This window comes from Aquimarina hainanensis (assembly GCF_042684685.1).
Taxonomy (GTDB): domain Bacteria; phylum Bacteroidota; class Bacteroidia; order Flavobacteriales; family Flavobacteriaceae; genus Aquimarina; species Aquimarina hainanensis.
In genome coordinates, this window is the sequence record NZ_JBHULX010000017.1 from 105,419 (window position 1) to 120,305 (window position 14,887).

The 14,887-nt window shown below is 33.8% G+C and carries 15 protein-coding genes and 1 tRNA gene; 9 read left to right on the forward strand and 7 right to left on the reverse strand.

Translation table 11 applies throughout. The features are described 5' to 3' along the window. From ACFSTE_RS10025 to ACFSTE_RS10055, 7 genes are all read left to right on the forward strand, one after another. Positions 1-658: PorP/SprF family type IX secretion system membrane protein (locus ACFSTE_RS10025; RefSeq protein ID WP_378298125.1), on the forward strand; the 658-nt coding region annotated here is incomplete at its 5' end. Between the two features lie 14 nt (positions 659-672). Next, on the forward strand, positions 673-2,634 hold the full coding sequence (locus ACFSTE_RS10030) for an OmpA family protein (RefSeq protein ID WP_254883994.1): 1,962 nt from the start codon (positions 673-675) through the stop codon (positions 2,632-2,634). A 130-nt stretch (positions 2,635-2,764) separates the two neighbouring features. Then, positions 2,765-3,283: an isopentenyl-diphosphate Delta-isomerase gene (idi, locus tag ACFSTE_RS10035; protein WP_176029161.1), complete on the forward strand. Its 519-nt coding sequence runs from the start codon at positions 2,765-2,767 to the stop codon at positions 3,281-3,283. A gap of 30 nt (positions 3,284-3,313) precedes the next feature. Beyond that, the gene (locus ACFSTE_RS10040; RefSeq protein WP_378256514.1) at positions 3,314-3,724 is read left to right on the forward strand and encodes a 6-pyruvoyl trahydropterin synthase family protein; all 411 of its coding nucleotides are present in this window, start codon (positions 3,314-3,316) and stop codon (positions 3,722-3,724) included. Positions 3,725-3,821: 97 nt separating this feature from the next. After that, the gene (locus ACFSTE_RS10045) at positions 3,822-4,802 is read left to right on the forward strand and encodes a type I phosphomannose isomerase catalytic subunit (protein WP_254883995.1); all 981 of its coding nucleotides are present in this window, start codon (positions 3,822-3,824) and stop codon (positions 4,800-4,802) included. Positions 4,803-4,833: 31 nt separating this feature from the next. Then, positions 4,834-5,100, forward strand: coding sequence for a hypothetical protein (locus tag ACFSTE_RS10050; RefSeq protein WP_176029163.1), 267 nt, complete (start codon positions 4,834-4,836; stop codon positions 5,098-5,100). A 58-nt stretch (positions 5,101-5,158) separates the two neighbouring features. Next, positions 5,159-5,232, forward strand: a tRNA-Thr gene (locus ACFSTE_RS10055). A gap of 120 nt (positions 5,233-5,352) precedes the next feature. Here ACFSTE_RS10055 and ACFSTE_RS10060 read toward each other — a convergent pair. From ACFSTE_RS10060 to ACFSTE_RS10080, 5 genes are read right to left on the reverse strand one after another with little or no spacing between them, the layout of a single operon-like run. Further along, on the reverse strand, positions 5,353-6,075 hold the full coding sequence (locus ACFSTE_RS10060) for a DUF4369 domain-containing protein (RefSeq protein WP_176029164.1): 723 nt from the start codon (positions 6,073-6,075) through the stop codon (positions 5,353-5,355). Positions 6,076-6,133: 58 nt separating this feature from the next. Continuing rightward, entirely contained in the window at positions 6,134-7,438 is a 1,305-nt protein-coding gene (locus ACFSTE_RS10065) for a DUF819 family protein (RefSeq protein ID WP_176029165.1), read from the reverse strand. Between the two features lie 60 nt (positions 7,439-7,498). Continuing rightward, on the reverse strand, positions 7,499-9,394 hold the full coding sequence (locus ACFSTE_RS10070) for a M61 family metallopeptidase (RefSeq protein ID WP_176029166.1): 1,896 nt from the start codon (positions 9,392-9,394) through the stop codon (positions 7,499-7,501). Positions 9,395-9,397: 3 nt separating this feature from the next. Next, positions 9,398-10,210 carry a Cof-type HAD-IIB family hydrolase gene (locus ACFSTE_RS10075; protein WP_378256511.1) on the reverse strand — a complete coding sequence of 271 codons (813 nt, stop codon included), beginning with the start codon at positions 10,208-10,210 and terminating at the stop codon, positions 9,398-9,400. Between the two features lie 34 nt (positions 10,211-10,244). Beyond that, a complete protein-coding gene (locus tag ACFSTE_RS10080; RefSeq protein WP_378256509.1) occupies positions 10,245-11,201 on the reverse strand; it encodes an alpha/beta hydrolase in 957 nt (318 codons plus the stop codon). Positions 11,202-11,404: 203 nt separating this feature from the next. Here ACFSTE_RS10080 and ACFSTE_RS10085 point away from each other — a divergent pair, with 203 nt between their 5' ends. Then, positions 11,405-12,187, forward strand: coding sequence for a S1/P1 nuclease (locus tag ACFSTE_RS10085; RefSeq protein WP_176029169.1), 783 nt, complete (start codon positions 11,405-11,407; stop codon positions 12,185-12,187). A 2-nt stretch (positions 12,188-12,189) separates the two neighbouring features. Here ACFSTE_RS10085 and ACFSTE_RS10090 read toward each other — a convergent pair whose 3' ends face one another. Beyond that, positions 12,190-13,050, reverse strand: a complete 861-nt coding sequence (locus ACFSTE_RS10090; RefSeq protein ID WP_176029170.1) for an AraC family transcriptional regulator — start codon at positions 13,048-13,050, stop codon at positions 12,190-12,192. 98 nt (positions 13,051-13,148) lie between these two features. Here ACFSTE_RS10090 and ACFSTE_RS10095 point away from each other — a divergent pair, with 98 nt between their 5' ends. Continuing rightward, entirely contained in the window at positions 13,149-13,664 is a 516-nt protein-coding gene (locus tag ACFSTE_RS10095) for a DoxX family protein (RefSeq protein ID WP_368660057.1), read from the forward strand. Between the two features lie 303 nt (positions 13,665-13,967). Here ACFSTE_RS10095 and ACFSTE_RS10100 read toward each other — a convergent pair whose 3' ends face one another. Further along, positions 13,968-14,819 (reverse strand): DUF6503 family protein, encoded by an 852-nt coding sequence (locus ACFSTE_RS10100; RefSeq protein ID WP_378256506.1) that lies wholly within the window; start codon positions 14,817-14,819, stop codon positions 13,968-13,970. Positions 14,820-14,887 lie beyond the last annotated feature (68 nt).

Here is a 14,887-nt window from a genome sequence, read left to right on the forward strand (position 1 = left end):
TTATTTTGATATTGATTTTTCATATACAATACCTACTTCAGATGTTGGGAAGTTAAGTTTTGGATTAAAAGCAGGAGGTCATTTACTGAATGTAGATTTTCAGCGATTGAGCAAATTTGATGTTAATGATCCGAGTTTCGAAAATAATATAGACAATAAATTTAGTCCTAATGTTGGGATTGGTTTGTATTATCATACCCCTCGTTTTTATTTAGGATTGAGTGCTCCAAACTTATTGGAGACGGAGCATTTTGATGAGAGTGCTACGGTTGGGGGTAATGATTCTTCAGCCTTTGTAGCTAAGGAGCGTATTAATTATTATTTAATTACAGGTCATACGTTTGATCTCAGTAGTGATGTTAAATTTAAACCAGCTTTGCTGACAAAATTGGTCTTGGGAGCTCCTTTACAGGTAGATTTATCCGCAAGTTTTTTATTGTATGAGCGATTGAGTTTTGGAGTTGGTTACCGTTGGGATGCAGCATTGAGTGGTATGGTTGGCTTTCAGGTCTCAGATGGTTTGATGGTTGGTTTTGCTTATGATCGAGAGACTACTGAACTAGGTAAGGCAGTGTTTAATGATGGTAGTTATGAAGTATTGCTTCGATTTGAACTCTTTAAGAAATACAACAGAATGTTAACCCCTCGTTTCTTTTAAAAAAAAAGTGGAAGATGATGAATTTAAATAAGTATTTGGTTTTAGTAATATTAGTATTAGTTCCTAAGTTTTTTATGGCACAGGAACGACAATTAGAAAAAGCAGATTTAAAATTTAAAAGATATGCTTTTATAGACGCAAGAAAAATTTATTTAGATGTTGCAGAAAGTGGATATTCTTCTTCTGATTTATATAAGAAGTTAGGAGATTCCTATTATTTTAATGGAGAGCTGGAAGATGCTTCAAAGTGGTATGAACGCTTATTGTCAGAATATGAGCAGGAAGTAGGTACAGAGTATTTGTTTCGTTATGCACAGAGTTTAAAAAGTGTGCAACGATATGATGAATCTGACCGTATAATGGAAAAATTTAACGCATTGACTAATGCCGATACAAGAGCTTCACATTATATGAGCTCCAAAGATTATCTGAATTTTATAGAGTTGCAATCCGGTAAATTTGATTTGATCAAACTGGGAATTAACTCTAAAGATTCTGACTATGCCCCCAGTTTTACAAATCAGGGGACTTTGGTATTTGCCTCTTCTCGATTTGGTAATCCTATGGTTAAAACATTGCACGAGTGGAATGAAATGCGTTTTCTTGATTTATTTTCTTCTGAAATAGGAGAAGAAAATGAATTGACAAAACCTACAAAATTGAAAGGACGCATCAATACTAAATTTCACGAATCTTCAACTACTTTTAGTAAAGATGGTAAGACAATGTATTTTACCAGAAATAATTATACGAAAAGAAAGTTAAAAACAAATGCAGCAGGAACTACATTGTTAAAACTTTATAAAGCAACATTAGAAGGAGATAAGTGGACTAATATAGAAGAGCTACCCTTTAATGGTGATGAGTATTCAGTAGCTCACCCTGCTTTAAGTGCTGATGGTACAGTTCTGTATTTTGCCAGTGATATGCCAGGAAGTAAAGGGTTATCGGATCTTTATAAAGTAGCAGTACATGAAGATGGGAGTTATGGTACTCCAGAGAGTTTAGGAGATCTTATTAATACAGAAGGTCGTGAAACATTTCCTTATATCAGTGACTCGGGAAGATTGTATTTTGCTAGTGATGGTCATGTCGGATTGGGAGGACTGGATGTTTTTATAGCAGTTCCAGAAGGGAATGGTTTCTCTGTTCCTTATAATGTAGGACGCCCTGTTAACGGACCGGAAGATGACTTCTCTTTTGTATTGGATGAAGGGACGAAGATTGGATATTTTGCCAGTAACAGAGATGGGGGACAAGGAAATGATGATATCTATAGTTTTAAACAAATAGAAGAATTGATAACCAGCTGTAAACAATATGTCAAAGGAACTATTCTGGATGCAGCAGATGGGGCTGTAATACCAGATGCAGAAGTAGTATTGTTAGACGAGAATAATCAAGAAATACAACGAACAGTATCAAATACTTTTGGAGAATACCGATTTGATATCGAATGTGAAACTCTGTACATTGTAAGAGCATTAAAAGATACATATAAACCATCAGAGAAAAGGCTTACTACAGATAAGGTGTTAGAATTTACCCATGATCTCCCTATAACAATTGAAAAAGGAGGCTTAAGTGAAAAAGAAGCTGTGGAAGGAGATGATTTAGCAAAATTATTAGCGTTATCTCCAATTTATTTTGATCTTGATAAATCAAAAATAAGAAGAGATGCAGAGGTAGAATTACAAAAAATTATAGCTGCATTAAAAGAATATCCTCAATTAAAAATCGATGTCAGATCTCATACAGATAGTAGAGGGACTGATGCATACAACCTATACTTAAGTGATAGACGAGCCAAGAGCACCATCGCTTATATTATCAAAAAAGGAGGGATAGATCCTTCTAGAATAACTGGTAGAGGATATGGAGAAACAGCCTTGATTAATTCATGTACTAATGGAACTCCATGTAGTAAGGAAGAGCATCAATTGAATAGAAGAAGTGAATTTATTCTAGTGAAATAAAAAAAGAATATTATTTTTTTAAAAAACACCTTAATTATTAAGGTGTTTTTTGCATTTTGTAAAGGAACTTCTCACTTTTGCTGTTTATGAGTAGAGAAAGCGCAGGAGGACTTTAATAGAACTAATTAGGATGGAAGAAGAAAAGGTAATTTTAGTAGATACAAATAACAAGCAAATAGGATTAATGCCAAAAATGGAAGCACATGAAAAAGCGGTACTCCACAGGGCATTTTCTGTTTTTATCTTGAATGATAATAAAGAGTTAATGCTCCAGCAAAGAGCACTACATAAATATCATTCTCCAGGCTTATGGACCAATACTTGTTGTAGTCACCAGAGAGAAGGAGAGAGTAATATAGAAGCTGGTGTTAGACGATTGGAAGAAGAAATGGGATTTACTACTTCATTAAAAGATACTATCTCCTTTATCTATAAAGCAAACTTTGATAATGGATTGACAGAACATGAATACGATCATGTTTTGATAGGTCAATACGATAAAGATCCGGTAATTAACCCGGAAGAAGTGGCAGCCTGGAAATGGATGCCCCTTGAAGAGGTGAAAAAAGATCTGCAGGAATCTCCAGATTTATATACAGCTTGGTTCAAAATTATTTTTGATAAGTTTTATGAACATATTACCTTATAGTATAAAAAGAGGAAACAAAGCAAGATAAACATGAGAGTAAAAGTTTGTAGAAAAGCCCATTTTAATGCAGCACATCGACTTTATAGAAAAGATTGGAGTGATGCTAAAAATAATGAAGTATTTGGGAAATGTAACAACCCTAATTATCATGGGCATAATTATGAACTTATAGTAGCAGTGACAGGGGAAATAGATCCGGAAACCGGATTTGTGATTGACCTAAAAACATTAAAAGACTATATCAAAACAGAGATAGAGACTCCTTTTGATCATAAAAATTTAAATAAAGAAGTGGAAGAGTTTAAAGAATTAAACCCCACAGTAGAGAATATAGCAGTTGTGATCTGGAATCGATTAAGAGGAAAGATAAATGCTTCATGTGATCTCGAAATAACGCTTTATGAAACTCCCAGAAACTTTGTGATTTATGACGGGAAGTAATTACTGATCGTTTTTTAAAAGACTTTAGTCGAAAAAAAATAACTTTTACCTGAATTTATTTCAAATTGCACGTAACTAATATATGTAAATTAAAAAAATGGAACAAAAAGACCAACTGGATATATTGAAGTTTACTCCGATACTCAAAGAAAAAATTTGGGGAGGAGAGAAGCTAGGAAACTTATTGCACAAAGACTCGAAAAGTAGTTCATTAGGAGAAAGTTGGGAGATTAGCGATGTAGAAGGGAATTATTCTATAGTAGCAGAAGGTCCTTTCAAAGGGAAAAATCTACGGGAATTACAAGAACAATATAAAGAACAGTTAGTTGGAGAAAAGAACTTCAAGCGATTTAAGACTAAGTTTCCGCTGCTGATTAAGTTCATAGATGCCAAGGAAGCTCTTTCTGTGCAATTACATCCAGATGATAGTATAGCACTGAAGAAACACAATTCTTTAGGAAAGACAGAAATGTGGTATGTGATGCAGGCAGATGAGCAATCGAATGTAATTGTAGGGTTTAATCAGGATGTAGACCAGGCATTGTATAAGAAACATGTAGATAATAAGTCTATAAAGGAAATACTCAATTATGAAATAGTAACTCCTGGGGACACTTTTTTTGTATACGCAGGTTTGATTCATGCCATAGGAAAAGGAGTGTTATTAGCAGAGATTCAACAGACCTCTGATATTACATATCGAATTTATGACTGGGACCGGGCAGATGCCAATGGTAATTATAGGGAACTTCATCAGGAAGAAGCCTTAGAAGCGATTGATTATTCGACAAATAAAGAATATAAAGTATCGTACGATAAAAACCAGAAAGGAATAACTGATTTAGTTTCCTGTCCTCATTTTATAACCAATGTTGTTGCTATAGAAGAGAAACAGAAATTATCTCATGAACAACTGGATTCTTTTGTGGTATATATGTGCGTAGAAGGAGAAGCAATGATTAAAGGGCTGGATATATCGCTTACAGTAAGATCCGGAGAGACTCTATTGGTTCCTGCTACAGTAAAAGAAATAGAAGTTTTAACAAAAGGAGTAAAGTTATTACAGACTTATATATAATAAAATAGTAATTTTGCTCAAAAATATAATTATGGCAAATAAAAGAGAGCTTAAGAAGAATATTAATGATGCATTAGGAGAAATTATCTATCATGTCGAAGAATGGGAAAGAAATAATCCTGGAAAAAATACGGAAGCAGGGGAAGCTATTATTGATGAGGCTATAGACGTATTTGATTCTTTGATTCCTAAAGTAAATGCTAGAAAAATAGAAAATCCTTCAGCGCATTTTAAAGCTGTTAAAGGAGAATTAGAAACTGCGGCAGTGAGTTTGATAGAAAAATTAAATTCCCTGTAATTTTTTAAGAAAAGTATTTGCAGATATAAGAACAAAAATTATATTTGCAACCGCTTTTGCCGATATAGCTCAGCTGGCTAGAGCAGCTGATTTGTAATCAGCAGGTCGTGGGTTCGAGTCCCTCTATCGGCTCTTGAAAATTCCTTGTTGATTAAGGAATTTTTTTGTGTAAAAATTATGCTTAAAAAAACGCTCAGAGAATATCTGAGCGTTTTTTTGTTTAGCTAAAAGTGAGAAAGCTCACTTTTAGAATTATTTCTTGGATGGATCTTCTTTTTTCCTTTTCTGGATAAATTCGACGAGCTGCTTCCCGTATAATGATTTCTTTACAGAAGGAGTCAAAGAATTGGCTACAGTGTCAAGGTATTTAATATTTGCATCGAATACTTCGCTAAGAATGATATAAGGAGCAACTTCTTTGTCTTTATTATTTAATGCAAAGTTAATCGTGTATAAATATCGTTGCTTGATGAGGTTTTTATACATTTTATCATTCTTGATCAACTTTTCGTCATCATTTTGTTTGCTCGCTTCAAAATTATCTTTGATCAGCCTCAGGTTTCTATCATTAAATCGTTTGTTGATTTTCTTGAATTCCTGAAACTTGGTTTCATTTTTACCTCCGATTATTTTAATATCCTCTTCAAAATTGCGAACATTCGTAGTGATATTGATCTCTCCTGGTTCAACAAAAAAATCGACTCTGTCATTATGGATGATACCATCATTTTTATCCAGATATAAATAGTGAATTTCAGGTTCATCGACACTTGTAATCATCGTAAACATCGCATTGTCTCCACTGGCTACGATAACAGAATCTACATTAATAAGTACGGTGTCCTGTATTTTCTGAAGATAAATAGTTCCCTTTTTTAGGCCTTTAATATTACCTGTGATCGTTACATTTCCCTTTTTTGGGGAATTACAGCCAATAATAAAAATAAGCAGAAGTAAGGAATAAAGTTGTTTCATTAGTAATTCTTTAATTTAAAAATGTAAAAGTACAAAGATGCATAATTTGAATTAATTATCACCCTCCAGAAGCAATTTGCATTAAGATTGTACAAAGCAAGGCTCCATAAGTTCCTATGGCATATCCAAAAACAGCTAAAAGAACTCCTACTACAGCTAATGAGGGGTGAAATGCGGCAGCGACAACCGGTGCGGATGCGGCAGCTCCAACATTTGCCTGACTTCCTACAGCAAGAAAGAAATAAGGAGCTTTTATAAGTTTGGCAACCCCAATTAATAAAATTGCATGAATTGTCATCCATATAAACCCTACAGCGATTAATCCGGGGTCTTTAAAAATACTCCCTAAGTCCATTTTCATTCCGATGGTAGCGACCAATATATGAATACATACGCTTCCTATTTTACTGGCACCAGCTCCTTCATAGTTTTTTGCTTTTGTAAATGATAATAAAATACCAATGAGTGTTGCCAGCGTAACCATCCAGAAAAAAGTAGAGGTAAATGATGATAAGGATGAGCTTTTATCATTAAACACTTCAAAATTATCGGATAAAAATTGAGAAATGTTATTTGCTCCCCAGTGCGATACTCCTACCGCAGTAAAAGCAATCGATAGAATGATCATTAAGTCTGTCAGAGATGCTTTTCGAGATATATTTTCCGTATAGGTAGCTACTCTTTGTTTTAGGGATTCAATAGCGCTTGTATCGGCTTTTAGCCAGTTGTTTATTGCTTTGTTTTTGCCTATTCCTATAAGCAGTAAAGCCATCCATACATTGGCTACGACAATGTCGACAAGCACCATGGCTCCATATCGATCAGGGTTAAATTGATAAATCTCTAGCATAGCGGCTTGATTTGCACCTCCTCCAATCCAGCTTCCTGCAATGGTTGATAAGCCTCTCCATACAGCATCTGGACCAATACCTCCGACAATTTCAGGAGAAATCCAGGAGATAAATAAAACAGCAATAGGTCCTCCGATAATGATGCCAATGGTTCCTGTAATAAACATGATTAGGGCTTTGGGACCTAAACTAAAAATACCTTTTAGGTCAATACTCAGTGTCATTAATACCAATGAAGCGGGTAATAAATACCTGCTGGCTATATAATAAACATTAGATTGTTGAGGCGTTAATACTCCTTCTGCATTGAATGCTTTCCATTCGGGAGCAATTATTCCCAAAGAGTGAAAAATAGCTGGGAGTAAGTAACAGAGCAATAGGGAAGGGACATAGGTATAAAAAGATTTCCAAAACTTGTTTTGTAATGAAGAGGTGTAAAAAACGATACCTAAACAAAGCATCAGGATACCAAAAACAATAGTATCATTGGTAAATAAGGGAACAGTTTCCATAATTAAAATTTATTTCCTTTATATAATCTTTTGAGTTGTTTCCTTCAGATTACTAATTAGTTACTCATTGATCCATCCTTTTAAAACCTTAATTTGTTTTTCAGTTGGGTTAGAGATTGCTTTTATTGTAGCTTTTTCGATAGAAGGCGGTGTGACAATAGATTCTAAGGTGATTATTTCATTATTCCTTTTAATAACAAAAGTAATATCCTGTCCGTTTTTCCATTTTTTAGAATCACTAAAGAGATCATATATGTTTTTTAAGCTATATTTCTTATCATTAATAGCTAAGAGTACATCTCCTCCTTTAATGCCTATTTTTCTCAGGAAATTATTATGAGAGCAATCTTGTGTAAAGACGACTTCATTAGTCGTTTCTTCTCCTTTGATGTAGGGCTCCTGTTCATATATAAAATAAGAAGCAGCTGTTTTGGTAGTTCCGTATGTAATTCCTGCTTTATTCAGGAAGTAGTCGTATGGAATTGGTGTATTGGTTTCAACATATTTTTCGAGAAAGCTACTAACTTCAGGATATTCTAATTTCTTGATAATTTCGAACAGTTTGTCATCCTCAAAAGGAGTGTCATTACCAAACTCTTGCGATAGTTCCTGGACAAGATCAATAAGTCCTAGGGCTCCTTCGGTTTTCTCTCGTATGATAAGATCAATACACATGGAAATAAGTGCCCCTTTTTCATATACATTTCGGTAATTACTATGATAAGGTTCTTTAAGAATGTTTTGACTCATCTTTGTAAAAGGAATATGATCGTCATATAATTTTGCAGTATTTGTTTTTTCCAGAATTTGCTCAAAAAATTCCTCTTTAGAAATTAATCCCTGATTGATCTGGAATAATACAGAAAAGTATTCAGTAGTTCCTTCATATAGCCATAGATGACGGGACATTTTGGGGTTGTTGTAATTAAAATTATGAATTTCTTCAGAGTGAATACTTAGTGGTGTAATGATATGAAAAAACTCATGAGATACAATATTTTTAAGAGATTCGTTTAAGGTCTTAAGGGGGATTGATTCAGGGAGAACTACTACGGTGGAAGTGTTGTGTTCCAAAGCGCCAAATCCTTCAGCGTCTTGTTGTTTTGATGAAGCCAAGTATAGTAATACACTATATTTTTTTGTAGAATTAATAGTCCCTAAAAAGTTTTTTTGGGCTCGAATCATTCGTTCCATTTCCGGCATTAGTTGTGCAGCTCTATAGGTCCCACTGGGGGAGTATACACTTAACAAAACCTCAATGCCATTGACAGAGAAGATAACTTTGTTAGGTATTGAATACATAATAGGAGAATCTGCCACCTCAGCATACCTCTTGAATGAGAATAGATCGACCTCATATCTCAGGTTCTGATTTGATTCATCAAGTATTACCTTGGAGAGAGACGTAGATGCTTCTAATGCAAGGGGGTGTTTAATGAATAAATTGTATTTTTTTTCTTTCATCCCTCTGAAGTATCCTACAAAAGCATAGAGGTTTAATACGAAGTTTTTATCTCTTTTGATATTAGATCCGGTGGGGGAAAAGATATCATGTGTGTCTTCAGTATCAAATGTGTCATTAACCCAATAAGTGATTTTTTTTAGTTGTTGAGCATTGTTTATTTTCCATCTATTGTCTCCAAACTTTTGAACAAGAAGAGGGTTTCCATTGGCGTCAAATGCTTCGAAGTTATCTATAAACTTGCCATAATTGTTGTTTTGATAGGTTCCCGGTACTATTTTAGGGAGAAAATAACTAATGGTGTCAGAAGTAATATTCGCTGTTTTTACTTCTACCTTTACTTTGTCATTAATAACATTTACCAAATCAAGAGATACAGCAATAGGAGTTGTATCTATTTTTACGGGTTCTATAGAGGTTTTACAGTTATAAAGGCAGATGCTCAGGGTACATAGGTAAATAGTATTTCTAATGAGTTTGATTTGTTTTAACACAGTTTATAGGATGTTTTTTTTAATAAATACTGCCACACCATCTTCTTTCCCGGATAATGTAACTTCGTCGGCAATAGCTAAGGTTTCTTTTTTAGCATTTGCGACTGCTACACCGGTTCCAACCGCTTCTATCATTTCTATATCATTGTAATTGTCTCCAAAAGCAATAGCGTCAGATAACGGGATATTAAAATGAGAATTTAGTAATAGTTTAATCGCCGTTAGTTTAGAAATTGTTTTATGAGCAATCTCAATATACGTTGGTTTTGATCTATATAAATGTAGTGAATCTCCGAAGTTATTTTGAAGAAAATCATACATTTTATCAATATATGACTCTTCTCCCATGCACATTATTTTATGAGCCCCCAGATTGGATTGTGTCCATTCGGTAATAACTTCTTGAGTAGATTTTACAACAGGAGTTACTTTAGTATTATTAGCTTCTCGATTCGCCCAGAAATCCATAGCAGGAACGTACCAGGAATCATTGTTGTAGAGACTGAGGTGTACATTGTTATTCAATGTCTTGTTGAAATGGTTTATTTTCTCCAGCGCAGTAACAGGAATGGTAGTAGAATGAACGATTTGATTATTGATAATAACAAGTCCTCCGTTATAACATATAAGAGGTTGATTAGTAATGCCTAATTCTTCCTGTAAGTGTGTCATAGCACTAGGCATTCTAGAAGATATTAATACAACAGGAATGTTATCTTTTATTCTTTTTATTTCGGTAATAGTAGCTTCTGATAATTCTCTTTCTTTGTTTAGGAGTGTTCCATCTATATCAGAGAATACAATGCGATCTGGCATTATTGTTTGATTTTTTATTAGTACTAAAAAGAGGTTATTGATTCACAAAATCAGAGATTGTATCGATAACGGTCGGCATGATTTCCCTCCATTCTTCATCAAATGATTTTTGATTTTCTAACCGATTACCATTGATCTCTTTTAAAATGTGATTCATTTTTTCAAAAATAACATATTTAGCATTAGGAACAGCATCTCTTAATTTATATGATTCAGAGGGTTCTACATGAATATCTCTATCTCCCTGTATTATCAGGATAGGAATGGTGAGTTTGGAGATTTCTTCTGTAGGAGTATATTTCATCCATGACTTTATAAAAGGTTGTAAGTCTAATTTAAAAATTGATTCTAAAGCGGGGTCATAGGAAGTGGCTCTTCCTGTTTTTTTTAGTTCATCAAAAGCCTGAATCACATTTTTGCTTAATCCGGGAGCTTGTTTCCCTATTTGTTCGATTATGATTTGATCAATAGATTGCCCATTTCCTCCGACAGAAATAAAGGCATCCGTATTTTCTTGTGCGGCGATCATACCAACCAGGGAACCTTGTCCATGCCCCAGAATGATAATTTTAGTGTATTTGTCGTTCTGAGAGAAAAAAGTAACAACAGATTTAGCATCTGATATATAATCATCAAACGAGACTTCGTTTTCCTTAATCCCTAAATGTGTCATTCTAAAGAGCCTTTTGTCATATCGAAAGGTTGCAATTCCCTTTTTTGCTAATTCATATGACAAATTTTTAAACGTATTGTTTTTAGACATTCTGTCATTTCCATCCCGGTTAATGGAACCTGCATCCATGATAAAGATAACAAGAGGAACTTCTTTATCAGCATATGGAGCGACAAGTGTTCCTTCTATAAAATCATCGATTTTTACATATGCAGAGTTAAATTCTTTTTCGTTTTCTTGTGCGTGAGTGCATAAGGGTGAAATAAATAGCGATGCTACAGATACGATTTTTATATAAAATAAAACGGTTTTAATCATTGGTGGGGTAAAAATTTATTGTTTGGTGACTATACATTCTCTTATCTAGCAATATAAAAAATAAGATGATTACTCTATAAAATAGTTTTAATGTTTTTTTATTGTGTAAGCGTTGGTTTTTCTTGTTGATCAGGGAGAGGAAATGATAAAAATTTAACAAGGCTCTAACAGTGCTTTTTCTATATTTGCTCAAACTTATATTTATGAAGCGATCATCTTTTACAGCTACTATGCTATTTGTATTATTTTTTGTGTTTCAAGGAGTAGCAAATGACTGGGGGAAAACAGGGCATCGAGCTACAGGGGAAATTGCAGAGGCGTATCTAAAAAGAAAAACAAAGCGAAAGATAAAGGCATTATTAGAAGGGCAATCTTTGGCATATGTCTCGAATTATGCAGATGATATAAAAAGTGATCAGGAATATAGAAAGTATGGTCCATGGCATTATGTGAATTTTCCGTTTGATAAAAATTACGGAGAAGAAACCCCCAGTGAATTTGGAGATCTGATACAGGCAATTGAGATATGTTCCAGTAAATTAAAAGATGCGGATGTTCCTAGGAAAGAGAAGCAATTCTACTTAAAAATGTTGGTGCACTTTGTAGGAGATTTGCATCAGCCATTACATGTAGGGAGAGCTGAAGATAAAGGAGGAAATGATATTCAGGTACGTTGGTTTACTACCGGGACTAATTTACATAGAGTATGGGATAGTGATATGTTGGATTATTATGGAATGAGTTATACAGAACTTTCTATTACAGCAGATCGTCTATCTAAAAGGGAATTAGAGGAGATAGAAGCAGGGACAATTTTAGATTGGGTACATGAATCGAGAGCTTTGGCTAAAAAAGTATATGCTTCTGCATCTGTAGGGGAAAAACTAAGTTACCGATATATGTATGATTATTTTCCTATTGTTAGGATGCAATTACAAAAAGGAGGGATTCGGCTGGCAAAAATATTAAACGAGATTTTTCAGTAGTATTACTCGAGTTCTATAATTTCTTTTCGGTATTGCTTAGGAGACATAGAGAAGTGTTTTTTGAAGGTTTTGGTCAAATGACTTTCATCGGTATATCCTAGCTGATATGCTATTTCAGCAATCGTGAAATCAGTGTGTTGGAGTCTGTGTTCTACTAGTTTCATCTTGTATTTGGTTACATACTGATGAATTGATTCTCCTGTTTTTCTTTTGAAATATGTACTGATAGAGCTTTGAGACATATTAAAAAGATCCGCCAGATAATTAATTTTTGTAAGATCGTTATCGTACACGTTTTGGCGTATATGACTCAAAATTTGATCAATTTTGTTATCACCTACATTAATATCTCTTTGATTGGAGTTATATTTTTCAGAGATATTACGAACGATGATACTAAGGATAGTACTGATTGCGTTGGATATGATTTCCTGATAATAGATCTTTTCTTCTTTGAATTCTTTAATTACCAGATTGTGAATATCCCAGATGACTCTTCTGTCTTCTTCATGAGAAATCACATCTCCTGGAATGATATTGGGTTGATGCAGTAACTGTTCGATTCGTTTTAGCCAGTATTTTCTGTCGGGTAAGTTTATTTTGCAGGAGAAGAGTAGTTCTGTGAATTTGAAATAAGTAAAACGAGAATGTCGATCTACTTCAAAATGATGAGTGTCTTCCGGGGCAAGAAGGAAAATGTTGTTTTTTTTGTAGTTAATTTTTGTTCCATTAATGATGTGGTGTCCACTGCCACTTTCTATAAATATAATTTCAAAGTAATTATGTTTATGTGGTTCTCCTTCCCATTCGTCACTGGAATATTGTTGGACTACAAAGGTTTCGTGTAATGTGTATCGGTTCATTATCAGTTGCTTAACTTTCAAATGTACAAAATTATTCAAAAAGAAATAGGGGATTTTTTAGCTGTTTTTTGAAAATAAAATTAGGATTTTAGAGAATTATGGTATTCCCTTTTTTTGTACAAGTTATATGCGTAATTATACAAGAAAATACCAGAAATAAGTATAGACATTTGCACCGCGAAATTTTAGAACGTTACTTTTTGAAAATCAGAGTTTACTTGTATACTATAATAAGAGTTTTGTTTGGTGTACTGTTAGTTTTTCATGGAATTTATAATGTTATTAAATATACAGCCTTTTTGGAGCTAATGGAAAAAAGTTTCAGGGTGTCAAATGTATTCGGACTTGGTTTTGTCGAAGCATTTGTTTCTTTAATACCATTTATACAATTCGGTTTTGGTTTGTTTTTGATTCTAGGTTTTTTTACTAGAAATGTTCTAATATTCGCAGTTTTATTGCATGCTTTTTTTATGATTTTTTTATTGGAGACGGGAGTTGAAAATATTGCTTTAATACAATTAATGTTTTTGATAATTTCTGTAGGATTGTTGTTTAAGAATCATTACAACCTTAATTCAATGGATTATACAAGGGATATGTTCATGACCTTGTAGGGGTAAACAAAGAATATAAGGAGGAGAATGCATTATGTTCATGGGTTTGCAAAGAGGTAGCTGCAAACCCATGTTTCCTTTCATACGTTGGTTTTTTATTGGTTTACACGCCTTCTTTTGATAGTAAAGAAGGCGTTTTTTGATAAAAACTATTTCTACTTTAGTGTATGAGGTGTTTCATAAAGAACGAATATAAAAGGGAGCTGTATTTAGCAATATTCCAGTTTATAAAATAATAAAGCCACTCTTGTGGAGTGGCTTTAAATTTATTGGCATCGTCAGGGTGTAATACCCCGAGGCTGTTTATTGTAAAGGGATGGCATCAGGATGAGGAGTGAATAAGGAGTTATCATCTTCTATAAACCGGATATTTGATATGGAAGCATCTCCCAGTTTTTCTTTCAATCCTTCTTTTTCAGACCAGCCATAGAAACCCCACTGAGTAGCAAATGGAACCCCATTTATTTCTTTATACTGTTCGTATTTTATCAGGTGGGGATCTGCTTCTGCTTTGGAAATATCTCCATTATTACCATAAGTGACTATATAAGAAGCTGCTTGTATCTTTTTGTTTTCAGGATGTATAAAGGTGATATACCAGTCATCGGGAGCGTCTCCTGTTCCCTTTTTAAAGGTCAGTTTTGATGTTTGATAAATTGTATCATTCAGCTGACGGTCTTGCTGAAATTCCCATTGGGTTCCCGAGTCGCTTAATTTATATGGGAAGGCAAAAAAATAGGTCCATGTAAACATACCAAAACGTACTCCTTGCTTAGGAGTATTTTCGGGATGTATATAGATACTGTCATTAGTATATAAATGTGTACTTCCGTTTTTATTTTGGATTTTAATTTTAGAGGAGTTCGTAGCCATAGTTATAGTAGCATCCATTCGTACTTTTCCTCCGAATCGAACTGCAATATCAAAACTAACTGCTTTATGAGTTAAAAAAGTATTTTTATGATGTGCTTTTTCTACATCGTTTATAAGTTGTTCTCCTAGCGACAAAGCACCATCACCAATACCTTTATCCGATTCAATCTCTTTTTGATCGACAGTTGTTTTATTTGTTGTGTCTGGTAATGATTGTTCTTTTTTATTTTGATTACAACTACTTAATATTAGTAGTGTAATAAAAATCCATAAATATTTCATGTGTTATAATTTTGTTTGTGTAATAGGTAGGTAAAGTTAGATAAATCTTACAGTGAGTTTTCAAAAAA